Raw genomic sequence first — 21,284 nt, forward strand, 5'->3', positions numbered from 1 at the left:
AGGCAAATGGGTAACGGAACCTCGATCGGCCGCGTGCGCGGCCTCGGCTCGGCAAAATCGGGCTCGCACCACTGGCTGGTGCAGCGCTTCACCGCGATCGGCAATCTCGTGCTGGTGCTGTGGTTCGTCGTCTCACTGCTGATGATGCACCACTTCGACTACCAGACCGTGCGCGAATGGCTGGTCAGGCCGCTACCGGCGACGGCGATGGCGCTGCTGATCATCTCCACCTTCTGGCACGCCCGGCTCGGCATGCAGGTCGCGATGGAGGACTACGTCCACGATGACGGCAACAAATTCGCGCTGATTGCGCTGTTGAACCTCCTCGCCTTTGGCGGCGCCGCCTTCGGCCTGTTCTGTGTCATTCGTCTGGCGCTGGGAGGCGCTTAATCATGGCTTCCAACGCCTCGGGTCAGCCCGCTTACAAGATCATCGACCACACCTATGACACCGTCGTCGTCGGCGCTGGCGGCTCGGGCCTGCGCGCCACGATGGGCAGCGCCGAGGCCGGTCTCAAGACCGCCTGCATCACCAAGGTGTTCCCGACGCGCAGCCACACCGTCGCGGCGCAGGGCGGCATCGCCGCCTCGCTGCAGAACAACAGCCCCGACCACTGGACCTGGCACATGTTCGACACGGTCAAGGGCTCCGACTGGCTCGGCGACCAGGACGCGATCGAATACATGGTCCGCGAGGCACCTGCGGCCGTCTACGAGCTCGAGCACGCGGGCGTGCCTTTCAGCCGCAACGAGAACGGCACGATCTACCAGCGCCCGTTCGGCGGCCACATGCAGAACATGGGCGAAGGTCCGCCGGTCCAGCGCACCTGCGCCGCGGCCGACCGTACCGGCCACGCCATGCTCCACGCGCTCTATCAGCAGAGCCTGAAGTACGACGCAGACTTCTTCATCGAATACTTCGCGATCGACCTGATCATGAAGGACGGCGTCTGCGTCGGCGTGATCGCGCTGTGCATGGATGACGGCACGATCCACCGCTTCAAGGCGAAGGCCGTGGTCCTGGCGACCGGCGGCTACGGCCGCTGCTACTTCACCGCGACTTCGGCGCACACCTGCACCGGCGACGGTGGTGGCATGGTGCTGCGCGCGGGCCTGCCGCTGCAGGACATGGAATTTGTCCAGTTCCACCCGACCGGCATCTACGGCGCCGGCGTGCTCATCACCGAGGGCGCGCGCGGCGAGGGCGGCTACCTGACCAACTCCGAAGGCGAGCGCTTCATGGAGCGCTATGCGCCGAGCGCGAAGGATCTCGCCTCGCGCGACGTCGTCAGCCGTTCGATGGCGATGGAAATTCGGGAGGGCCGCGGCGTCGGCCCGAACAAGGACTACATCTACCTGCACCTCGATCACATCGATCCCAAGGTGCTGGGCGAGCGCCTGCCGGGCATCACCGAGAGCGGCAAGATTTTTGCGGGGGTCGACCTCACAAGGCAGCCGCTTCCCGTGGTTCCTACCGTCCACTACAACATGGGCGGCATTCCGACGAACTACCACGGCGAAGTCATGACCATCGGCGCCGACGGCAACCCGGAAACGGTCGTCCCCGGCCTGTTCGCCGTGGGCGAGGCTGCCTGCGTCTCGGTGCACGGCGCCAACCGCCTCGGCTCGAACTCGCTGATCGACCTCGTCGTCTTCGGCCGCGCCACCGGCCACCGCCTGCGCGACACGATCAAGCCGGGCACCGCGCATGACGAGCTGCCCAAGGATTCGGCCGATCTCGCGCTGACCCGTCTCGACCACTTCCGCAACGCCAAGGGCGGCTCGCCCACGGCGCAGGTGCGGCTCGAGATGCAGCGCAACATGACCGCGCATGCCGCCGTGTTCCGCACCGACGAACTGATGGTCGAAGGCAAGAAGCAGCTCGCCAAGACCTACGAGCGGATGCAGGACCTGCACGTGTCCGACAAGGGCCTGATCTGGAACTCGGACCTCGTTGAGACGATGGAACTCGACAACCTGATCAGCCAGGCCTCGGTCACGCTCCACGGCGCCCAGAACCGCAAGGAAAGCCGCGGCGCCCATGCGCACGAGGACTTCCCTGAGCGCGACGACGCCAACTGGATGAAGCACACCGTCGCCTGGTTCGACGGCTGGGGCGGCAAGGGCGGCGGCGTCAAGCTCGACTACCGCCCGGTCCACGAATACACGCTGACCGACGACGTTTCGTACATCAAGCCGAAGAAGCGGGTGTACTGAAGCGGGGCTTTAGGACGGAAAACGGGAAGGCCGGGGCGATGCTCCGGCCTTTTTGTATTTCTGCTGGCGCCGGCTAAGCCGGACGTTCGCGCTCCCATTTGCCTTCGAAACCGGGCCTCTGTTTATCGTTTGGTTCTGCTCAGGCCAGAATATTCACTGCCCGCGCGGCGACGAGCGCTATCGTCAAAAGAGAAATCCCGGACTGCGCCATCATCAGGAGCTTGGCGCGTCTGGATAGCGGCAGAGTGTCAGTTGGCGAGAAGGCGGTAGCATTGGTGAATGCCAGAAAGAGATAGTCGATGAATCCGGGGGACCAGTCCTCGCCCGGATCTCCGACCGTTGCCTGCGCAAACAGAAAATCCGGTTTGCAGCGACGGGTCAGTCCTCTTGCTGCGGGGCCGCCGCGATCGAGCGTCCAGTACCAGAGCGCGAATGCTGCAATGTTGATCACCCAGATTTTCAGCGCGTCGAGCAGCAACTCTTCGCCATTGGCTCCTACGTGTCCGACCAATAGCGCGTGGACCACCTTCATCAGCGAAAGCGAATTGATCACTGTGATCACGCCGGTCAGGATCACGGCCAGCCCGCGGACGGCGCGCCGGCGTTTCGCGATCAAATGCCAGTGATGCTCTGCGCAGGCTTTAACGGCGAGGTCCTGCGCCCAGGCGGTGGCGACTGAAAGCGGCACGAGAAGCGCGACCTCGATTGCCGGAGCAAGCCAGATGGGGCCGACCGTTACCGGGCTGCCAAGCATTAGCTGAAGCGCTACGATGACTACGACCATGGACCGCGCCATCCAGAAGTCGAGAGCATGAGTGTGGATTGCCCGCAACGGATGGTGCACGCCTGCCTCCGTCAATTCGCCCCTCCGCCGCCATTCGAGCCAAAAACTATCGGCAGATCGTTGAGAAGGATGGGGCCTGAGCAATCTCCCAACGATGGAGCCGATGTTAACGTTCAGCAATATGCGTGACCGCAAGCGGCCGAGGCAACTGCCGCCGACATCTTGGACTTTCGGCGCGGGCTCCAACGTTGTCCGAGCTGCCGTCATACTTCAAGCAGGCTCTGGTCGAACCACACATCTTCGTGGCCCTCAGCGACAAGGAAGCGCCAGCCACACGGAAGAGCGAGGTGTGGGATCGCCGCCGAACATTCCGGACGATCACTCAAACAGCGCTCGATCTCGCCTTATCGCCCAACCCCCAAGTCCGCGATCAGCCCCAGGATCTGTTCATGGCGGAACGGCTTCTTGATCGACCGTTCGTGCGCGTAGAGGTCGCTGCCCTGGTCGGAATAGCCGGACGCATAGATCACCCGGATCGCGGGAATGACCTGCCGCGCGCGCCGGCCCAGGCCCCAGCCGTCGGTCTCTCCGGGCATCCGGATGTCGGTCAACAGCAGGTCGAAGGCCTTGTCCTTCTCTATGAGGCGCAGGGCTTCGTCGGCCGTGGCGATCGGGGTCACGGCGTAGCCGGATTCGCTCAGTTCCTCGAACATCAGTTCGCGCAGCAGCATTTCGTCTTCGACAAGCAGGATCCGGATCATTGTTTCTCGCCCTCTGCGCAAGGAAACGACAAGGTCACGATCGTGCCCTTGCCCGGTTCGGACACGATGTTCATCGTGCCGCCCGCCTGGGTGACGAAACCGTAGACCTGACTGAGGCCGAGGCCCGTCCCTTCGCCCAGCGGCTTGGTGGTGAAGAACGGTTCGGTCGCCTTGTTCAGCGTTTCGGCATCCATGCCGGCGCCCGTGTCGGCCACCCAGATAGAGACTTGGCCGTCGCGGCGGCGGGTGCCGATCTCGAGCTGTCCGCCGCGGGGCATCGCGTCGCGCGCGTTGATCGCCAGGTTCAGCAGGGCGCTCTGCAGCTGGTTGTAGTCGACGCTGACGGGCAGCGGGCGCGCGTCGAGCTCGGAGACCAGGCTGATGTTGCCGCCGCTGGTATGCTCGATCATCGAGCAGACGTCGCTGACCACCTCGTTGATGTCCTGCGTGCTGACGTTGAGCTTCTGCTTGCGCGCGAAAGTCAGCAGCTGATCGGTGAGCAGCGCCGCCCGATCGGTTGCCGAGAGAGCGTTCTTCAGGCTGCGCTCGATCGCTTCGTTCCCGCCGGCATGGCGCAAGGCGCGGTCGAGGTTGCCCATCACCACGGTGAGCAGATTGTTGAAGTCGTGCGCAATGCCGCCGGTCAGCTGGCCGATCGCTTCCATCTTCTGCGAATGGCGCAGCATTTCCTCGGTCTTCGCGCGCTCGTCGGCTTCGCGTCTCAGCTCGGCATTGGCCACTTGCAACTGGCGCGGTGAGGGGATCGCGGCGAACTTGGGCAGCAGTGGCCAGAGCGCGACCGCCGTCACCAGCGAGGCCACCGCGGTGATGATCTTGATCAGCGCCTCGATCCCGTAGGCGGGAACCCAGAGCACCAGGATCGACATGATATGGGTCGTGCCGCAGGCGAGGATGAACACGGCGAACAGCACCACGACCCAGCCGAATTCGATGTCGCGCCGCCGTGCCAGCAAGGTCGCCAGCACCAGCGGGATCGAGAAATAGGCTGCCGCGATCACGGCGTCGGAGACGACATGGGTCCAGATCAGCGAAGGTTGCCAGAGCAGGCAATATCCGTGAGGCGGTAGACCGCGCGTCAGGAACAACTCTTGGAGCCACTCCACCATATCTCACCCCCAACCGGCCAAATCATCTGCCGCGACCGCCCGTTCCGGATAACACCACTAGGCTCGGTTCAAAAGCCAACCGACGCAAAACTGCCATTTCTGCCGTGGAGACTGATCCAAAACGGACGATTGCCTTTCGCGACTTTTGGGCGGATCATTCGCTTGGCGGCCGGACCGAACAGCGTATTGGGACAACGGTCGCGGGGAGAGCAGGCATGGCGGAACTCGATATCCGGCCGCTGGGAGAAGACTATCCGTTCGGTGCGCGGATCAGCGGTGTCACCTCGGCCAACGTCACCGATGAAGCCATCCGCCAGCAGTTACGCGACGCCTTCGAGGACCGCGGCGTCATCGTGTTCGAGGACATGGAGCCGACTGAGGAAATGCAGATCGCGCTGAGCGGCGTCTTCGGGCCGAGCCAGGACTACGCGATCAAGGACTTCGCCATCGAAAACAAGCGGCATCCGGGCCTGATCAGTCTCGGCACCAAGCGGCCCAACATCGTCGAGATCGATGGCCGCCAGATCGCCGGCTATGTCGGCTGGCATTTCGATGCCTGCTATGTGCCAAAGCTCAACCGCGCCGGGCTGTTGCGCATGGAAGTCAACGCGCCGCGCGATGGCATGACCGGCTTTGCGGATGGCGTCGAGCTCTACAAGGCGCTGCCGCCCGAATGGCAGGCCAGGGCCGAGCCGATCTCGGTCATCTACTACCAGCACAACATGTTCCACCACCAGCGCTTCGGCCTGCCCAAGAGCTGGAAGCTGATCCAGCTCGAGGAGACCTCGCAGGGCCTTCTCGAGGCGTCGATCCCGATCCCGCGCTCGGTCCATCCGGCGGTCTGGACCCGGGCGAACGGTGACAAGGTGCTCCACGTCTCGCCCTGGCAGGCCGACGGCGTGGCAGGGCAGGAAGGGCCCGCGGGCGATGCGCTGCTGACCGAACTGATCAACCAGATGTACGCGGTGATCCGGCCCTACTGGCACGACTGGAAAAGCACCGACATGGTGATCTGGGACAACTGGCGCTTCCTGCATTCGGCCGGCGGCCACGATCCGCGCTACGACCGCAACCCGCTGCGCACGACGATCCAGGGCGACTACGGCCTGGGATCGCTGCTCGAAGAGTGGAACAAGCCGGCCGACGCCCTGGCTTGAGCGCGCTTGGCGTCCGGTCGGCTGCCGCTATGATCTCTCGTCAGGCAAAGGCGTCGCGCAGTTCCGAAGTGACGCCGCGACCTCCGCCGAGGCGACGATAGAGCGCCACGAAGTAGGCGGACAGGATCAATGTCATCAGAGTGCCGGCGACAACGGAAAGTGCCAGCCAGCTCGGCGGTTTCGACTGGAGGTTCTTGAGCATCGCAGCCGGATCGGTGCCGATGCCGACGAATGCAGCGAAGATCGGGATGAGCATGGCAAGACCCAACGCCAGCAGTGTCAGGAAGACCCGAAGGCGCTTGCCCTTGGTGAGCCTCCGGCTCTCCTGCAAGGCTTCCCACGGGCCGAGATTCTGGTCGAGCATGGCTGGAATGGCCGCCGCGAAGACGGTCAGAACGAAGAGGCCGGGGATGAGGAAGAACATCAATCCCACGATCAGGGCCAGATACCAGATCAGGTAGAGCAAGAGGTATCTGCCGATGTTTCTGGCCGAGATCGCTGCCATGTCGGCCACCGAAAGAGAGTCCGCTTCCGCTTGCAGCAGCGATCCGGTGATGCCGGTGACGCTCCATCCCGTAATGAAGGCATTTACCAGCAGGCTGAGCCAGTAGACCGGCGAGAGCGCCATCGATCCCGGCTGCAAGGAACCCGCTGCTATCTGAGAGAGAAGATAGCCATTGGTGAACTGGGCCGAGGCGACAGAGAACAGAGCCGCGACGAGGGCATAGGCCAGATGAAGTGGCAGCCTCAACCGAAGCAAACCGATCATGTCGCGAAGAACACCGCGCGCGCTGAATTCCATGTTGTCCCCCCGTCGATCCATCGCCCCCCGCGATGGCAGCTGTTCTTGCTTAGCGACGCGCGCCGGGATTGCCATGAGGAAACGATCCGCTGCGGTATGGATCGGAACGGAATATGACAGGTGCGTACTATTGACGGATGGTGCTCGGCCGCCTGAGGTAAACGCAAAGCATAACATCGGCGGAGGATCGGTACGGCCATGCATCCCAAGTACCCCAATGTCTTCTCGCCGCTCCGTCTGGGGCCGGTGGAAGTGCCGAGGCGTTACTTCTTCGCGCCGCACGGCTCGGCGCTCAGCGCCGGGAGCAAGCCGCTCGACGATCTGGTCGCCTATAGCGCCGAGCGGGTACGCGGTGGGGGCTGCGGGCTCGTCGTCGTTGCACTGGCGATCCACGAGCGGGGTCGCACGCGCCAGCCGTCGCCGCATCCGCCCGAGAACATTGCCGCCTTCCGCATCATGGCCGATGCGATCCATGCGGCGGGCGGCAAGATCTTCGGCGAGACACTTTACCACTGGACTGGGCCGGGCCCCTGGCAGGCGCTGAGCCCGCCGGGCCCCGCCTTCGGGCCGTCGGTGCGGCAGTTCGCCTACGGCGGACGCGGGGTTTCGACGCGGGCGATGAGCCTTGGCGAAATCCGTGAGATGCTCGCCGCGATCCGCCAGACTGCCAGGCACATGGCCGAGGCCGGCTTCGACGGGATCATGCTCCACGCCAGCCACGCCGCGCTGATCGAGCAGTTCCTCTCGCCCTACTTCAATGCCCGGACCGACGAATACGGCGGCTCCTTGGAAAACCGCATGCGCTTCGTCGTCGAGGCGCTACAGGCGGCGCGCGACGGTGGTGGCAAGGATTTCGCCGTAGGCATGCGCTTCAACTGCGACGAGCAGATCGAGGGCGGTTACGGCACCGACACCGCCTTTGCCGTGGTCAAGGCGCTCTGCGAACGAGGCCTGCTCGACTACATCGACCTCGACGTCGGGCTCGAACCGCAGCAGTTCCACCACGGCATGCCGACGGGGTTCGAGCGCAAGCAGTACTACCGTCGCTTCGTCGAGCAGGTTCGCGGCGCGGCGGGCAAGGTGCCTGTGCTCAGCGTGCTCGGCAACATCACCGACATGGGCGATGCCGAAGCGGCGATCGTGAGCGGCGTCTGCGACATGGTCGGCTCGGCCCGCCAACTGATCGCCGAGCCGCGCTTCGTCCAGAACGCGCGCGACGGGCTCGAGCATCTGAGCCGCACCTGCATTGCCTGCAATTGGTGCACGGCTGCGGGCGGCGACGGCGCGCAGGGGTGCTCGATCAACCCCGCGAGCTACCGCGACCGGCTCTGGGGGGAGGACAGCTTCGTGCCGGCAACGCACACCCGCAGGGTCGTGGTGGTCGGTGGCGGGCCTGGCGGGATGGAAGCGGCGCGCGTCGCCGCGCGCAGGGACCACCGGGTCACGCTGATCGAGAGCCGCGAGCGGCTGGGCGGGGCACTGGCGCTCTGGGCCGGCCTGCCCGGCCGCGAGCACTATGCCGCCGCGGTCGACTGGTGGGAGCGCGAGCTGGCGCGGCTCGGCGTGGAAGTCCGGCTCGGCGTCGAGGCGAGCGCCGACATGGTCCTCGCCGAAGCGCCCGACGCGGTGATCGTTGCCACCGGCGCGCGTTACAGCCCGGGCGGGCGCAGCATCACGCTCGATGCCGACATTCCAGGGCATGATCTGTCGTTGGTCTACCGCCCCGAGGACGTGCTGATCGGCGGTGCCCGGCCTGCGGGCAAGGTCGTGATTCTCGACGCCGAGGGCTATCACACGGGTACCGGCATCGCGGAGATCCTGGCCAGTGGCGGAGCCGATGTGCAGTTCGTCACCGCCACCTATTCGCCGGTCTCGGGGCGCAATACCGACAACTGGGAAGAGCGCTACATCGTCCAGCGGATGAAGCGCGCCGGCGTGCGCTTGCGCCCTAGCACCTGGCTGCGCCGGATCGAGCAGGGCGCGGTGCTGCTCTACGACGTCCACACCGAAGAAGAATTCCGCGAGCCTGCCGACGCGGTGATCCTCTCCACCGCGCGCGAGCCGGTCGACGGGATCGCCCGTGCGCTCGAAGGCAAAGTGTCACAACTCTACACGATCGGCGATGCCCTGGCCGCGCGAATGCTTGCCGCGGCGCCCTACGAAGGTCAGAAGTTTGCCCGCCTCATCGGCGAGCCCGACGCACCCACCACTTTCACCGAAGCCTGGTTCGCGCCCGACGATCCGGCGACCATGATGCTCCCGGCCGACATTCCGCGGCGCTGATCCGTTCAGGCCGGAGCAAGCCGCGATCGCCGATGCCGATGAACCGTTTTACACGTACGACGAATCGTTTTCATCAAGGGGGATTTCATGACCGAACCTGTCCGCAAAGAACGCTCGCCGGGGATCAAGCTGCTGTTCGCCAGCCTCATCGGGCTGGCACTCGTGATCCCGCTGATGATGGTCTACGCACTGGTCTGGGACCGGCAGAGCCAGTCCGAGACCGCCCAGACTGCGATCAACGCCGGCTGGGGTGGGCCGCAGGTTCTGGCAGGCCCGGTGATCGTCGTGCCTTTCCGCACGACCGAGACGCAGAACGAGACCGGTTCCGACGGTAAGACCACGACGCGCACGGTCGAGGTCGAGAAACAGCTCTACATCTCGCCCACCGCGAACAGGGTGACCACGAGCGTCAAGCCCGAAGAGCGGCGCAAGTCGATCTACCGCTCGGTGCTCTATGAAGCCCAGGTCACCGGCAAGGCCAGCTTCGCGCTGCCGGCGGACCTGCCGCGCTTCGGCGTCACGGCCGAGACGCTGATGTGGGACCGTGCCGAACTGCGCATGGGCGCTTCCGACGCGCGCGGGCTAACGACGGGCGGCACGCTGACCGCCAACGGCCAGCCGCTGGCCGTCCAGCCCGGCAAAGGACCGGCGGCGACGGGCGGGCAGGGCTTCTTTGCCTTCGTGCCGTGGAAGGGCGAGGGCACCCTGGCGGTCGACTACGCCTTTGGCCTGCGCGGCAGCCGCTCGCTGAGCCTGGTGCCCCGCGGCGGCCAGACCAAGTGGGACGTTTCCTCCGCATGGCCAAGCCCGAGCTTCGGCGGCGCCTTCCTGCCCGAGAAGCCGAGCATTTCCGACAAGGGATTCAAGGCTAGCTATACAGTCGACAAGCTCGCGCTCGGCCAGGCGCCGGTTTCCACCGATGATCAGGGAGCGCCTGCGATTGATGACGGTAGCGGCCAATCGCGTGTCTTCAGCGTCGTTTCCGGCCCCGGTGCCGAAGCTAATTCGGGCCAGGCGCTCGCCGTCACCGTCGGCTTGATCGAGCCGGTGAATCTCTATTCCAAGGTCGACCGCGCGGTGAAGTACGGCTTCCTGTTCATCGGCTTCACCTTCCTGGCCTTCCTGCTTTTCGACATCGTCGCCGGCGCGCGGGTGGCGGCGGCGGAGTACCTGCTGACCGGCGCGGGGCTCGTGCTGTTCTTCGTCATGCTGCTGGCTTTCGCTGAAGTGATCGGCTTCACGGGCGCCTACCTGCTGGCTTCGGCGGCGATCATCGGGCTGCTGACCGCCTACAGCGCGGCGGTTCTCAAGAGCTGGAAGCGCGCGCGCTTCATCGGGGCGCTGCTCGTCGGGCTCTATGCGCTGCTATTCGTGCTGCTGAACCTCGAGGCCTGGTCGCTGCTGATCGGCTCGGTGCTGCTCTTCGCGGCGCTCGCCGGGGTGATGTACGCGACGCGCAAGGTCGACTGGAACAATGTCGGCCGGCGTGAGGTGGAGGTGCAGCCGGCGCCATAAACCAGCCGTCACTCCTGCCTAGGCAGGGGTCTAGATAAGGGCTCGCCCTAACGCTGCCTTCGCGTTGTCGAGGTGAGCTTATCTAGGTCCCCGCCTTCGCGGGGGCGACGACGTGGGATTTCGGCCACAAGTGGCTCACCGTCGTGATCAGCGTCACGCAGCCATCGGGATCGCAGAACGGCGGGATCCGAGCGACCCCGGTCGAGGCCACGGCTTCCTCCAGGCTGGCGAACCAGCATTCGCCGATCCCGTCGAACGGAAACAGCGGTAGCGGATCGTGGATCGGGTGATTGCGGACATAGCGGGTCGCGCTCGGCGGGATCGGACGGTGCTCGTCCCAGCTCGCGGTGAACTCGGCGCGCGAGGTGCCGGGCCGGCGCTTGAAGAAGCGCCAGACCGCGGCTTCGCCGAGCGGGCCGTCGTGGAGCACGTCTTCTTCGCAGTAGTAGGTAAAGTTCTGCGTCGGCATGTCGAAGACGCGCAGTTCGTCGGCTTCGATCCGGGCCCGATCCTCGTCCGACATGCCGGAGGCCATCAGGCCTTCGAGGGTCGGCCCCGCCGCCACCGCGACTCCGTCGTGCGCCTGGCTCAGCCCTGGTTGGTCTAATTCGGCCCGGTTGCAGTAGCGCAGCCAGTCGATCTTGGCTTCGAGCGCGGGGAACTGGCTGGCGAATACCGCATGGCCCTTCCAGGCGCGCGGCCATTCCTCGCGCGTCACCTTGGCGGCGCGGCGAGCGAGATAGACCAGCTTGTAAGTCACTGACCTCTCTCCCGTTCGTCCTGAGCTTGTCGAAGGATCGCTCTGTTCTTGCCGCGACCGACTAGGAAGTACAGCCCTTCGACAAGCTCAGGGTGATCGGAATTACGGGTTAGCGCCAGCGCAGCCGGTCGCGGTTCAGCTGATCGACGCTGGTCACGCCCATCAGCTTCATGCCGCGCTCGATCTCATCCTTGAGCAGGCCGATCGCGCGTTCGACGCCCGCCTGGCCGGCCGCGGCCAGCGCATAAAGGTAGAGCCGCCCGCCCGAGGCGCAATCGGCGCCCGCCGCCAGCGCCTTCAGCACATGCGTGCCCCGGCGCACGCCGCCGTCGCAGATCACTTCGATGTCACCGCCGACCGCGTCGACGATCTCGCGCACCTGGTCGAAGGGGCGCGGCTGCCGTCGAGTTGACGGCCACCGTGGTTCGAGATCATGATCGCATCGGCGCCCATCTCCACCGCGCGCTTGGCGTCGGCAACGCTCATCACGCCCTTGAGCGCGAACTTGCCGCCCCAGTCCTCGCGCAACTGCTCGGCCATCTTCCAGTCCATCGAGGGGTCGAGCATCGTATTGAAGTAACCGGCGATCGACACTGCCTCGCCCGTGCCTTCCTGCACATGGGTATCGAGATTGGGCAGCGCGAACTTCTCGCGAAACACGTAGTCGAGCGCCCAGCGCGGCTTGATCGCATAGGACAACGCCGAGGAGGGCGTGAACTTCGGCGGCGAGGTGAAGCCGCTACGCGCGCAGCGCTCGCGCTTGCCCGAGACGATGGTATCGACTGTCAGCGCCACCGCGTCGAACTTCGCGGCCTGGCAGCGCTCGATCATCGAGCGGTTCAGCCCGCGGTCCTTGTGGTAGTAGAACTGGAACATCTTCGGGGTCGAGACCAGCGCGCCGATCTCCTCGATGCTGACAGTGGCGAGGCTGGAGATGCCGAACCACAGGCCGAACTTCTCGGCGGCTTTCGCCACGGCGCGCTCGCCCTGCCAGTGGAACACGCGCTGCAGCGCCGTGGGCGACAGGATAAGCGGCAAGGCGCTCTTGCGGCCGAGGATCGTCACCGAGGTATCGATGTCCGCGACCCCCGCCAGCACGTCGGGGACTAGGTCGCAATCGGCATAGGCCGCGGTGTTGCGCGTCTTGGTCAGTTCGTCGTCGGCGGCTCCGTCGATATAGTCGAATACCGGCCAGGGCAGGCGCTGTTTCGCGAGCAGACGAAAATCGTCGATGTTGTGGCAGTCGGTCAGGCGCATGCGCGGGGGCTAGCGCAAAGCCCCGCCGGCAACAATCCTCGCCAAATAGGCAGTCAGTCGGCGCTTTGGACTACCGGCCGCGAAACGTAGCGGACCGCGCGCGCCTCGCCGCGGGATTCGCGCTGGGCGGAACGCGGCGCGGGTTCGGCATCGTCGGCTTTCGCTTTCGGCGGTTCCTTGCCCTCGTTCAGCGCCGCCATCCGGGCGTTGAATACTTCGAGCGTGGCCGAACGGGCGGGGTAGCGGCAGCCCTTGCCCTGGCCGATGCCCTTGAGGAACGAGCGCCGGGCCACGCCTGCGAGAATGGCGGCTTGCACCGCGCGGTCGTGCGCATTGGCGCCCGATACTTCGCGGATCACGCCGCGGAACGGAATGAACGAGCCGACCACCGACTGCGCGACGCGGCCAGCCGACATCTTCCGGCTTTCGCTCTGCGGTACGTCGATGTCCTCGCCCAGCACGCCGTTGAGCTCGACCACGGCCGCGCCGATTTGCGAGCAGGTGCTCACGCCCCGGAGCGAATAGGGCCGTTCCTGCGCGGCGACGAGCAGCGGCGGAATCTCTTCCTTCTTGAGATTGAGATCGGTTGCGGGTGTGGCCGCAACGTCGGTCGCGTTGGGTTCCCGTTCGTTCATCGGTTTCGTCGGCTCGTCGGCTTTGTCGGCCTTGCCGGGTTCAGCCGCGAGCGCCGGCGACGCCAGCATGGCGAATGCGGAAAGAGCCGAAAGTGTCACCTTGCGCATGTTAACCCTCCAACGGAACGCTCGGCCGTCGCTGCGGCTCGAATTATCGCTTCAGATCGGCAAACGTGTCGCACGCGTCCTCGTTCCCCGACTGCAACCCTTTGCGCAGCCATTCCGTGCGCTGGGCGCTTGAACCATGGGTGAATGCGTCTTCCATCGGACGCTGGCCGGCGTTCTTCATCAGGGTGTCGTCGCCGATCTGGTGCGCGGCGTTGAGCCCGCTTTCCATATCGCCGGGCTCCATCCGGTCCTTGTTCTTCGCCGCCCAGACGCCCGCATAGCAATCGGCCTGCAGCTCGAGCCGGACCGAAAGCTGGTTGGCTTTGCTGGGGTTCTGCTGCTGCAGGCTATGGATCTGGTCCGACAGGCCGAGCAGGTTCTGGATGTGGTGGCCATATTCGTGCGCGATCACATAGTCGCGGGCGAACTGGCCGTTGGCGCCGAGGTCCTGCTCCATCTGCCGGTAGAAGTCGGTGTCGAGATAGATGCCCTGGTCGGTCGGACAGTAGAACGGCCCCATCGCGCTCTGCGCCGCGCCGCAGCCCGAACGGCCGGCCTGCGAGTAAAACACCAGCTTGGGCCGGCGGAACTGAATGTTGGCCTGCGCGAACAGCGGCTCCCAGGTCTTGTTGAGCGAGGACAGCGCGTTGCAGCTTTCCTTGCTGAGTTCGTTGACCGTGCAGATCTCCTGCGCGGTGCTGCCACCCTGGCGCTGCGCGGGTCCGGCTTGCTGTTGTTGTTGCTGCGCCTCCTGGAGGCCGCCGAGCATCTGCGTGGGATCGACGCCAAACACGAGCGCGGCGATCAGCGCTATGACGATCGTACCGCAGCCGATCCGGCCGCCGCTCAGGCCGATCGGCAGCATCCCGCCGCGCTGATCCTCGACATCGACGGAATTGGGATCGAAATCGTCGAGCCGCATCGGCATCCTCCCCGTGCCGCACTTGCGCAGGCCATGCCGCAAGTGCGAAATACAATCGCGTCCAAAGTTTAGCTTACAACCCAATGGAGTCGAGCATGTTCCTTGAAGGCAAGCGTGCCCTGGTGACCGGGTCGACTTCGGGGATCGGCCTCGCCGTCGCCCGCGCGCTCCATGCCGAAGGCGCCGAAGTCGTGCTCTCGGGCTTCGGCGAGCCCGAAACGATCGCCGCGCTCTGCAAGGAGTTGTCGGCGCGCCACGTGCCCGGGGATCTGTCGCAGCGCGAAGGCTGCGAGGCGCTGATGGCCGGGGCAGGGCCGGTCGACGTGCTGGTCAACAACGCCGGCATGCAGCACGTCGCGCCGATCGAGGACTTCCCGGTCGACAAGTGGGACATGATCATCGCGCTCAACCTGACCGCGGCCTTCCACACCAGCCGCCTTGCCGTGCCGCATATGAAGCTGGCGGGCTGGGGGCGGATCGTCAACGTCGCCAGCGCCCATTCGGTCACCGCCTCGCCGTTCAAGTCGGCCTATGTCTCGGCCAAGCACGGGCTCGCCGGACTGACCAAAACGCTGGCGCTCGAACTGGCGACGGACGGCGTCACCGCCAACTGCATCAGCCCCGGCTATGTCTGGACGCCGCTGGTCGAAAACCAGATTCCCGATACGATGAAGGCCCGTGGTATGACCCGCGAGGAAGTCATCAACGACGTCCTCCTCGTCCGCCAGCCGACCAAGCGGTTCGTTCAGCCCGAGGACGTCGGCGCCATGGCCGTGTTCCTGTGCAGTGCGGCGGGCGACAATATCACCGGGGCCAACATGAACATGGATGGCGGCTGGACCGCAGAATAATGCGTTGATTCCGCCGCCATTAACTTTGCTGACAGGATCGCATGTTGTAGTGCGGCACGATGAGAAGGGGCAGACTTGCGATAATCGGCGGCCTAGTCGCGGCGGGATTGCTCCTGCCTGCGGCGGGCTTTGCCGCGCCCCGGCGTGACACCGTCACTGAATCCGAGCTGATGGAGCATATCCGCGTCCTGGCGAGCGACGATTTCGAAGGACGCGAGCCCGGTACCGACGGCGAAGCCAAGACCTTGCGCTATCTCGCGCGCGAATGGGTCGACATTGGTCTCGTCTCGGGCACCAATACGCCGGGCCACGAATGGTTCGCGCCGGTCACGCTGATCGCGCGCGAGCCGTCCTCGTCCGCTGCGACATTCGCACGCAAGGGTCGCCGGCAATATGTTCCGCGCGATGCCGTGCTGATGCTGACTTCAGGCCGCCGGAGCCTGGTCAAGGACGCGCCCGTGCTGTTCGTCGGCAAGGGCCAGTTCGGTCCGGGGCAGGCGACCTTGCCTGCGCGCAGCGAGTTGGCCGGGCGCGTGGCGCTGCTGCTCGACGCCGGGATCGACACCAGCGAGCGGCAGAACGCGCTGCTCGACGCCGGCGCCTCGGCGGTGCTTACTGTACTCGATGGCGACCGTTCGCTCGAAAGCGTAGCCGCCCGCCGCCGCCGCTCGGGCTATGCCCTGGCCGACGACGCCGTTGGCGGCGATCTCGAGGGCTTCATCACCCGCGAAGGTGCCATGGCGCTGTTCCAGGGCGGGGGCAGAGCTTAGCCGCGCTCGAGCAGGCCGCGGCCAAGCCCGACTTCGCGCCGCAAGTCCTCGAACTTACGGCCACGCTCGAAGCGGCGACCAACGAGACGACGATCCGCACGCACAACCTGATCGGCAAGCTGCCCGGCCGCCGGCCAGACCAGGGCGCGGTGCTGTTTCTGGCGCATTGGGACGGCTTCGGCCGCTGCGCCGAGCCGCCGGCCGAGGACCTGATCTGCAACGGCGCGATCGACAATGCCAGCGGCGTTGCCGTCCTGACCGAGATCGCGCGCCGGCTGTCGCGCGAGCGGCAGATGGACCGCGACATCTATTTCCTGGCGACCACGGCCGAGGAGCTCGGCCTGCTGGGCGCCCATGCCTTTGCCGAGAACCCGCCGCTCCCGCTCGGCCAGATCGTCGCTGCCTTCAACATCGACAGCGTCGCCATCGCACCCGCGGGCACGCCGCTCGGCATCGTCGGCAAGGGGCTGACCCCGCTCGATACGCAGATCGCAGCCGTCGCGCGCCAGCAGAAGCGCAAGATCGTCGATGGCGACGCAGCCAATGCCTATCTGCGCCGCCAGGACGGCTGGGCGCTGCAGCAGCACGACATTCCCGCGGTCATGGTCACCAGCGCCTATGGTGACCTGTCGAAGCTCGAACACTTCTTCGAGGGCAATTACCACCGGCCGCATGACGATCTGAACCAGAAGATCGAACTGGGCGGTGCGGCCGAGGACGTGGCCTTCCACGTCGCGCTGGGCCGTTGGTTCGCCGATTCGCGTCGTGTGCCCAAGCGGACCAATCCCGGGCGCTGAGGCCGGGATCACTGTGTGACACAATTGTAATAGACAGGCCACCGCGCCTTCACGTGCATCCTTCTATTGCGGCTTTCGGGGAATCCCACCCACGGAAGGATGCCAGATGAAAAAGATACTCCTCTCGCTGACCCTCTTCGCGCTCGCCGCGGCGCCTATGGCCGCTCAGGCGGCGCAGTGCCGTGACGCCAAGGGCCGTTTCACCTCCTGTGGCCATGCCGCCGCCGCGCCGGCGAAGCCCGCCGCGGCCAAGCCGGCCGCCGCCAAGCCCGCGGCCGCAGCGCATCCCGTCGCCCATGCCACGCCAGCGGCGCATCCCGCGACCGTGACCACGGCCAAGGCCGCGCCCAAGCGCTGCAAGATCGGCGGCCGCTTCGCCAGCTGCTCGGCGCCGGGCGCCAAGCCCGTCTGATCTGACACGAAATCGATCCCTTTAAATCGTCCGGCGCGGAGGCTTCATGCTTCCGCGCCGGTTTTGCTGCCGGCCACCGGGAAACAAGGTCTAGCGGTAACGGACCTGCTTGATTACATGGGCCGCCACGAATCGTTCCCGAAAGGCGCAGTGGCATCATGGAAATCCCCCTCGGCCTAACTTTCGACGACGTCCTGCTGCGTCCGGCCGAGTCCGACTTCCTGCCGAGCAACGCCGACACGCGAACGCGGCTGACGCGGGAGATCGGGCTCAATATCCCGGTAATCTCCTCGGCGATGGACACCGTCACCGAAGCCGACATGGCGATCGTCATGGCCCAGCTCGGCGGCATCGGCGTGCTTCACCGCAATCTCACGATCGAGGAGCAGTGCGCCGCGGTGCGCGCGGTCAAGCGCTTCGAGAGCGGCATGGTGGTCAATCCGATCACGATCACGCCCGACGCCACGCTGGGCGAAGCGCAGGCCTTGATGCTGGCCAACCGGATCAGCGGCATTCCGGTGGTCGAGGCCAGCGGCAAGCTCGTCGGCATCCTCACCAACCGCGACGTGCGTTTCGCCGCCAATCCGGCCCAGCCGGTGCGCGAGCTGATGACGCATGAGAACCTGGCAACGGTCAATCTCGGCGTCGGCCAGGAAGAGGCGCGCCGCCTGCTGCACCAGCGCCGGATCGAGAAACTGCTGGTGGTCGACGATGCCTTCCACTGCATCGGCCTGATCACGGTCAAGGACATCGAAAAGGCGGTCAACTTCCCCAGTGCCACCAAGGACGCCGCCGGCCGTCTGCGCGTCGCCGCGGCGACGACCGTGGGCGACAAGGGCTTCGGCCGCACCGAGGCGCTGCTCGCAGCCGAATGCGACGTCGTCATCATCGACACCGCGCACGGCCACAACAAGGACGTGGCGCGCGCGGTCGAGCGGGTGAAGAAGCTGTCGAATTCGGCCCAGGTCATCGCCGGCAACGTCGCCACGGCCGAAGCGACGCGCGCGCTGATCGATGCGGGTGCCGACGCGGTCAAGGTCGGCATCGGCCCGGGCTCGATCTGCACCACGCGTATCGTCGCGGGCGTCGGCGTGCCGCAGCTCACCGCGATCATGGAAGCCGCGGCCGAAGCCGAGAAATCGGGCGTGCCGGTGATCGGCGACGGCGGCCTGCGCACTTCGGGCGATGCCGCCAAAGCGATCGCCGCCGGGGCCTCGTCGATCATGATCGGCTCGATGCTCGCCGGCACCGAGGAAGCCCCGGGTGAAAGCTTCATCTACCAGGGCCGCGCCTACAAGTCGTACCGCGGCATGGGCTCGGTCGGGGCGATGGGCCGCGGCTCTGCCGACCGCTATTTCCAGGGTGACATCAAGGACCAGATGAAGCTTGTGCCCGAGGGCATCGAGGGACAGGTGCCCTACAAGGGCCCGGCCAAGGACGTGATCCACCAGCTCGTCGGCGGCATCCGCGCGGCCATGGGCTATACCGGTTCGGAATCGATCGACGACTTGCGCACCAAGGCGCAGTTCATCCGCATCACCAATGCCGGCCTGCGCGAGAGCCACGTCCACGACGTCGCGATCACGCGCGAGGCGCCCAACTATCCGTCGCGGTAAACGGCAATGACGCCCGCCGCCCGCGTCCAGGCGGCGATCGAAGTGCTCGATCTCGTCATCGAAGCGGCACAGAGCAACGGCGCGCCGGCAGATCGCATCATCTCGGACTGGTTCCGCCCGCGGCGCTTCGCCGGCAGCGGTGACCGCCGCGCGGTGCGCGAGCTTGCCTATTCGGCGATCCGCGTCTGCGGGGACGTTCCCATCAACGGCCGCGCGGCGATGCTGCGGCTGGCGCAGGGTGATCCGACTCTGGCGGCTTTGTTCGACGGTTCGCGCCACGCGCCGGCATCGATCGCGGCCGATGAGCCGGTCGCCGCGACAGGGATCGCTCCCGCCTGGCTCGAGGCCGCCCTGGCAGCCAGCGGCATTGCGGGCGACGAGGCGACCGCGCTGCTCGGCCGCGCACCGCTCGATATTCGGGTCAACACGCTGAAAGCCGATCGCGACGCGATCGAGCTGCCGGTGACCGGAAAACCGACCGCCGCGCCGCAAGGCCTGCGACTGCCCTTCGGCACCCCAGTCGAGCAGTGGCCCGCCTATCAGGACGGCTGGATCGAAGTGCAGGACACGGGATCGCAGCTCACCTGCCTGGCGCTCGATGCGCGGCCTGGGGAAACCGTGATCGACCTCTGCGCCGGGGCCGGCGGCAAGACCCTGGCTCTGGCCGCGGCGATGGACAACCGCGGCACCTTGCTCGCCAGCGACACCGATCGCGCCCGCCTTTCTCGGCTAGCGCCGCGGGCGGAGCGGGCAGGGGCGTCGACCATCGAGACCGTGCTGCTCGATCCGGGCCGCGAGGCCGATGCCTTAGCCGATCGGACGGCAAGGACCGATGCCGTACTCGTTGACGCGCCCTGCTCGGGCACGGGCACCTGGCGGCGCAACCCGGAGGCGCGCTGGCGGCTGACCGAGGCGCAGCTTGCGCGCTATGTCGCGCTGCAGGCCCGGCTGCTCGATCTCGCCGCCACTTTGGTGCGGCCCGGCGGCCGGCTCGTCTATGTCACCTGTTCGCTGCTCGATGCCGAGGGCGTCGATCAGGTCGCGGGCTTCCTTGAGCGCCATTCGGACTGGTCGGCGGCAGCGCCGATGTTGCCGGCGGGCACGCCGCGCGGCGCGGGCCTGCGGCTCACCCCGTTCCGGGACGGAACCGACGGATTTTTCGTCGCGCTTCTGACCCGGCTATGTTAGCAAATGCGGAAATGCCCAAGACCGCTGCTTCGGCCAAGGACCTGTTGATGCGCTATACGCCTGCTGCACTCGCCCTTTCCCTGCTTGTTGCAGTCACCGCCAGCGTCAGTTTTTCTGCGCCGGCCAAGCCGCTCGATCCCCGCGCTTCCGCTCTGATGGCGCAAGGCAAGGCCGAACTCGGCGCCGGCCGCGTCGATGCTGCGGTCGATGCCTACGAGGCGGCGCTGACCGTCCAGCCGGGCTCGATTCCCATTCTGCTCGACCTGGCCGAGGCGACCCGCCGCCAGGGCATGCAGGGCAAGGCGCTGCATTACTACCGCGAGGCGCTGAAGACCGAGCCGAGCAACCTGCTGGCGATTTCGGGCGAGGGCGCTGCCCTGGCCGAGAAGGGCGCGATCGAGAAGGCCCGCCGCAACCTGGCGCGGCTCCAGGGCCTCTGCGGCAGCAACTGCGAAGCGACTCGCGAACTCACCGCCGCCATCGCCAAGGGCCCGCCGCCGCGCGTGGTCTCGGCCGAAGCCGTGAAGCCGGAACCGGTCGTCAGCGAGAATTGACCTTCGACCTTCTCCCGCGGACGGGAGAGGATTCAGCGCTTTCCTACATCCATGAACTTCCGCACTGTCGCGGGGTTCTTTGACATCGTCGGAAATCGCGGAATTCCGCTGAAAACCGCGCCCTGCAGCGAAACTTCACACAAAGTTGCCATAGTGTACTCGTGCGAGCTTCCTGAAGTTCCCTACGCCACTAGATCAGGTCATGAAACTCTTCCAGAACAGCACGATAGACGCGCTTCTTGAAGGGCACGATCATGTCGGGCAGCGTATCGGGCGCGACCCATTTCCACTCGTTGAACTCGGGCGGGTTGTGCGCGTCGAGTTTGATGTCCGAGTCGCCGCCGCCGAAGCGGATGAGGAACCAGAATTGCCGCTGGCCGCGGTACTTGCCGCCCCATAGCTTGCCGACGAGTTTGTTCGGCAGATCATAGAGCAGTTCTTCGCGGGTCTGGGCGATCACCGTCACCAATTCTTCGCCGACGCCGGTCTCCTCGGCGAGTTCGCGCAGCGCCGCGCGCTTGAGGTCCTCGCCCTCGTCGACGCCGCCCTGCGGCATCTGCCAGGCGTCGCCTTCCTTGTTGTCGATCCGCTTGCCGACGAAGACGAGCCCGTCGCCGTTGACCAGCATGATGCCGACGCAGGGACGATAGGGCAGCGCAGATGCGTCGCTCATCGCGTCAGCAATCCTTCATTGGCAGGGACTAAGAATCGAAGTTCAGCCATGGGTCATCATTCCGGGCACAAACGGACTGTACCCCTCATATGATGG

At 65.9% G+C, this 21,284-nt stretch carries 21 protein-coding genes and 1 pseudogene; 12 read left to right on the top strand and 10 right to left on the bottom strand.

Annotation, left to right across the window (positions count from 1 at the left end):
* The first annotated feature begins 6 nt into the window (after positions 1–6).
* Entirely contained in the window at positions 7–390 is a 384-nt protein-coding gene (sdhD, locus tag KRR38_RS04275) for a succinate dehydrogenase, hydrophobic membrane anchor protein (RefSeq protein ID WP_217398937.1), read from the top strand.
* A 2-nt stretch (positions 391–392) separates the two neighbouring features.
* The gene (gene sdhA, locus KRR38_RS04280) at positions 393–2,216 is read left to right on the top strand and encodes a succinate dehydrogenase flavoprotein subunit (RefSeq protein WP_217398939.1); all 1,824 of its coding nucleotides are present in this window, start codon (positions 393–395) and stop codon (positions 2,214–2,216) included.
* Between the two features lie 139 nt (positions 2,217–2,355).
* Here the strand turns inward: sdhA and KRR38_RS04285 are convergent, their stop codons facing one another.
* The 3 genes from KRR38_RS04285 to KRR38_RS37300 form a co-directional block, all read right to left on the bottom strand.
* Entirely contained in the window at positions 2,356–3,000 is a 645-nt protein-coding gene (locus KRR38_RS04285) for a hypothetical protein (protein ID WP_217398941.1), read from the bottom strand.
* A gap of 404 nt (positions 3,001–3,404) precedes the next feature.
* Positions 3,405–3,761, bottom strand: a complete 357-nt coding sequence (locus tag KRR38_RS04290; protein WP_217398943.1) for a response regulator — start codon at positions 3,759–3,761, stop codon at positions 3,405–3,407.
* Positions 3,758–4,885: a sensor histidine kinase gene (locus KRR38_RS37300; protein WP_217398945.1), complete on the bottom strand. Its 1,128-nt coding sequence runs from the start codon at positions 4,883–4,885 to the stop codon at positions 3,758–3,760. Before KRR38_RS37300 ends, KRR38_RS04290 begins: the two co-directional genes overlap by 4 nt.
* A 218-nt stretch (positions 4,886–5,103) precedes the next feature.
* On the opposite strand from KRR38_RS37300, the gene KRR38_RS04300 reads away from it, so the two are divergent.
* Positions 5,104–6,045 carry a TauD/TfdA family dioxygenase gene (locus KRR38_RS04300; protein WP_217398947.1) on the top strand — a complete coding sequence of 314 codons (942 nt, stop codon included), beginning with the start codon at positions 5,104–5,106 and terminating at the stop codon, positions 6,043–6,045.
* Positions 6,046–6,085: 40 nt separating this feature from the next.
* On the opposite strand, the gene KRR38_RS04305 is transcribed toward KRR38_RS04300, so the two are convergent.
* Positions 6,086–6,847, bottom strand: a complete 762-nt coding sequence (locus KRR38_RS04305) for a hypothetical protein (RefSeq protein WP_217398949.1) — start codon at positions 6,845–6,847, stop codon at positions 6,086–6,088.
* Positions 6,848–7,045: 198 nt separating this feature from the next.
* Here KRR38_RS04305 and KRR38_RS04310 point away from each other — a divergent pair, with 198 nt between their 5' ends.
* Positions 7,046–9,130, top strand: a complete 2,085-nt coding sequence (locus KRR38_RS04310; RefSeq protein ID WP_217398951.1) for an FAD-dependent oxidoreductase — start codon at positions 7,046–7,048, stop codon at positions 9,128–9,130.
* An 87-nt stretch (positions 9,131–9,217) separates the two neighbouring features.
* Entirely contained in the window at positions 9,218–10,645 is a 1,428-nt protein-coding gene (gene creD / locus KRR38_RS04315; RefSeq protein ID WP_217398953.1) for a cell envelope integrity protein CreD, read from the top strand.
* Between the two features lie 82 nt (positions 10,646–10,727).
* On the opposite strand, the gene KRR38_RS04320 is transcribed toward creD, so the two are convergent.
* The 4 genes and pseudogenes from KRR38_RS04320 to KRR38_RS04335 form a co-directional block, all read right to left on the bottom strand.
* Positions 10,728–11,405 (bottom strand): hypothetical protein, encoded by a 678-nt coding sequence (locus KRR38_RS04320; protein WP_217398956.1) that lies wholly within the window; start codon positions 11,403–11,405, stop codon positions 10,728–10,730.
* A gap of 109 nt (positions 11,406–11,514) precedes the next feature.
* Positions 11,515–12,662: pseudogene (locus KRR38_RS04325) on the bottom strand (alpha-hydroxy acid oxidase).
* Between the two features lie 53 nt (positions 12,663–12,715).
* Positions 12,716–13,405, bottom strand: a complete 690-nt coding sequence (locus KRR38_RS04330; protein WP_217398958.1) for a hypothetical protein — start codon at positions 13,403–13,405, stop codon at positions 12,716–12,718.
* A 43-nt stretch (positions 13,406–13,448) separates the two neighbouring features.
* Positions 13,449–14,327, bottom strand: coding sequence for a neutral zinc metallopeptidase (locus tag KRR38_RS04335; protein ID WP_217398960.1), 879 nt, complete (start codon positions 14,325–14,327; stop codon positions 13,449–13,451).
* A 95-nt stretch (positions 14,328–14,422) separates the two neighbouring features.
* Here KRR38_RS04335 and KRR38_RS04340 point away from each other — a divergent pair, with 95 nt between their 5' ends.
* Positions 14,423–15,178 carry a 3-hydroxybutyrate dehydrogenase gene (locus KRR38_RS04340; protein WP_217398961.1) on the top strand — a complete coding sequence of 252 codons (756 nt, stop codon included), beginning with the start codon at positions 14,423–14,425 and terminating at the stop codon, positions 15,176–15,178.
* Between the two features lie 59 nt (positions 15,179–15,237).
* On the top strand, positions 15,238–15,948 hold the full coding sequence (locus KRR38_RS35810) for a hypothetical protein (protein WP_254514639.1): 711 nt from the start codon (positions 15,238–15,240) through the stop codon (positions 15,946–15,948).
* Here KRR38_RS35810 and KRR38_RS35815 read toward each other — a convergent pair.
* The gene (locus KRR38_RS35815) at positions 15,945–16,115 is read right to left on the bottom strand and encodes a hypothetical protein (protein WP_254514640.1); all 171 of its coding nucleotides are present in this window, start codon (positions 16,113–16,115) and stop codon (positions 15,945–15,947) included. The two genes, KRR38_RS35810 and KRR38_RS35815, sit on opposite strands and share 4 nt — an antisense overlap.
* Here KRR38_RS35815 and KRR38_RS35820 point away from each other — a divergent pair.
* The 5 genes from KRR38_RS35820 (at position 16,098) to KRR38_RS04365 (ending at position 20,515) form a co-directional block, all read left to right on the top strand.
* The gene (locus KRR38_RS35820) at positions 16,098–16,745 is read left to right on the top strand and encodes a M20/M25/M40 family metallo-hydrolase (protein WP_309140974.1); all 648 of its coding nucleotides are present in this window, start codon (positions 16,098–16,100) and stop codon (positions 16,743–16,745) included. The two genes, KRR38_RS35815 and KRR38_RS35820, sit on opposite strands and share 18 nt — an antisense overlap.
* A 106-nt stretch (positions 16,746–16,851) precedes the next feature.
* Entirely contained in the window at positions 16,852–17,157 is a 306-nt protein-coding gene (locus KRR38_RS04350; RefSeq protein WP_217398963.1) for a hypothetical protein, read from the top strand.
* Positions 17,158–17,315: 158 nt separating this feature from the next.
* Positions 17,316–18,773, top strand: coding sequence for an IMP dehydrogenase (gene guaB / locus KRR38_RS04355; RefSeq protein ID WP_217398965.1), 1,458 nt, complete (start codon positions 17,316–17,318; stop codon positions 18,771–18,773).
* Between the two features lie 6 nt (positions 18,774–18,779).
* Positions 18,780–19,961 carry an RsmB/NOP family class I SAM-dependent RNA methyltransferase gene (locus KRR38_RS04360; protein WP_217398967.1) on the top strand — a complete coding sequence of 394 codons (1,182 nt, stop codon included), beginning with the start codon at positions 18,780–18,782 and terminating at the stop codon, positions 19,959–19,961.
* A gap of 11 nt (positions 19,962–19,972) precedes the next feature.
* Positions 19,973–20,515, top strand: a complete 543-nt coding sequence (locus tag KRR38_RS04365) for a tetratricopeptide repeat protein (RefSeq protein ID WP_217398969.1) — start codon at positions 19,973–19,975, stop codon at positions 20,513–20,515.
* A 190-nt stretch (positions 20,516–20,705) separates the two neighbouring features.
* Here KRR38_RS04365 and KRR38_RS04370 read toward each other — a convergent pair whose 3' ends face one another.
* Positions 20,706–21,188, bottom strand: a complete 483-nt coding sequence (locus KRR38_RS04370) for an RNA pyrophosphohydrolase (protein WP_217398971.1) — start codon at positions 21,186–21,188, stop codon at positions 20,706–20,708.
* Positions 21,189–21,284: the final 96 nt, after the last annotated feature.

Source organism: Novosphingobium sp. G106 (assembly GCF_019075875.1).
In the GTDB taxonomy this organism is placed as follows: domain Bacteria; phylum Pseudomonadota; class Alphaproteobacteria; order Sphingomonadales; family Sphingomonadaceae; genus Novosphingobium.

Bases quoted from the DNA above. Each gene is read 5' to 3' on its own strand.
- sdhD (WP_217398937.1), top strand. From the start codon at position 7: ATGGGTAACGGAACCTCGATCGGCCGCGTGCGCGGCCTCGGCTCGGCA.
- sdhA (WP_217398939.1), top strand. From the start codon at position 393: ATGGCTTCCAACGCCTCGGGTCAGCCCGCTTACAAGATCATCGACCAC.
- KRR38_RS04285 (WP_217398941.1), bottom strand. From the start codon at position 3,000: ATGGTCGTAGTCATCGTAGCGCTTCAGCTAATGCTTGGCAGCCCGGTA.
- KRR38_RS04290 (WP_217398943.1), bottom strand. From the start codon at position 3,761: ATGATCCGGATCCTGCTTGTCGAAGACGAAATGCTGCTGCGCGAACTG.
- KRR38_RS04300 (WP_217398947.1), top strand. From the start codon at position 5,104: ATGGCGGAACTCGATATCCGGCCGCTGGGAGAAGACTATCCGTTCGGT.
- KRR38_RS04305 (WP_217398949.1), bottom strand. From the start codon at position 6,847: ATGGAATTCAGCGCGCGCGGTGTTCTTCGCGACATGATCGGTTTGCTT.
- KRR38_RS04310 (WP_217398951.1), top strand. From the start codon at position 7,046: ATGCATCCCAAGTACCCCAATGTCTTCTCGCCGCTCCGTCTGGGGCCG.
- creD (WP_217398953.1), top strand. From the start codon at position 9,218: ATGACCGAACCTGTCCGCAAAGAACGCTCGCCGGGGATCAAGCTGCTG.
- KRR38_RS04330 (WP_217398958.1), bottom strand. From the start codon at position 13,405: ATGCGCAAGGTGACACTTTCGGCTCTTTCCGCATTCGCCATGCTGGCG.
- KRR38_RS04335 (WP_217398960.1), bottom strand. From the start codon at position 14,327: ATGCGGCTCGACGATTTCGATCCCAATTCCGTCGATGTCGAGGATCAG.
- KRR38_RS04340 (WP_217398961.1), top strand. From the start codon at position 14,423: ATGTTCCTTGAAGGCAAGCGTGCCCTGGTGACCGGGTCGACTTCGGGG.
- KRR38_RS35810 (WP_254514639.1), top strand. From the start codon at position 15,238: ATGAGAAGGGGCAGACTTGCGATAATCGGCGGCCTAGTCGCGGCGGGA.
- KRR38_RS35815 (WP_254514640.1), bottom strand. From the start codon at position 16,115: ATGCGCCAGAAACAGCACCGCGCCCTGGTCTGGCCGGCGGCCGGGCAG.
- KRR38_RS04350 (WP_217398963.1), top strand. From the start codon at position 16,852: ATGAAAAAGATACTCCTCTCGCTGACCCTCTTCGCGCTCGCCGCGGCG.
- guaB (WP_217398965.1), top strand. From the start codon at position 17,316: ATGGAAATCCCCCTCGGCCTAACTTTCGACGACGTCCTGCTGCGTCCG.
- KRR38_RS04360 (WP_217398967.1), top strand. From the start codon at position 18,780: ATGACGCCCGCCGCCCGCGTCCAGGCGGCGATCGAAGTGCTCGATCTC.
- KRR38_RS04365 (WP_217398969.1), top strand. From the start codon at position 19,973: ATGCCCAAGACCGCTGCTTCGGCCAAGGACCTGTTGATGCGCTATACG.
- KRR38_RS04370 (WP_217398971.1), bottom strand. From the start codon at position 21,188: ATGAGCGACGCATCTGCGCTGCCCTATCGTCCCTGCGTCGGCATCATG.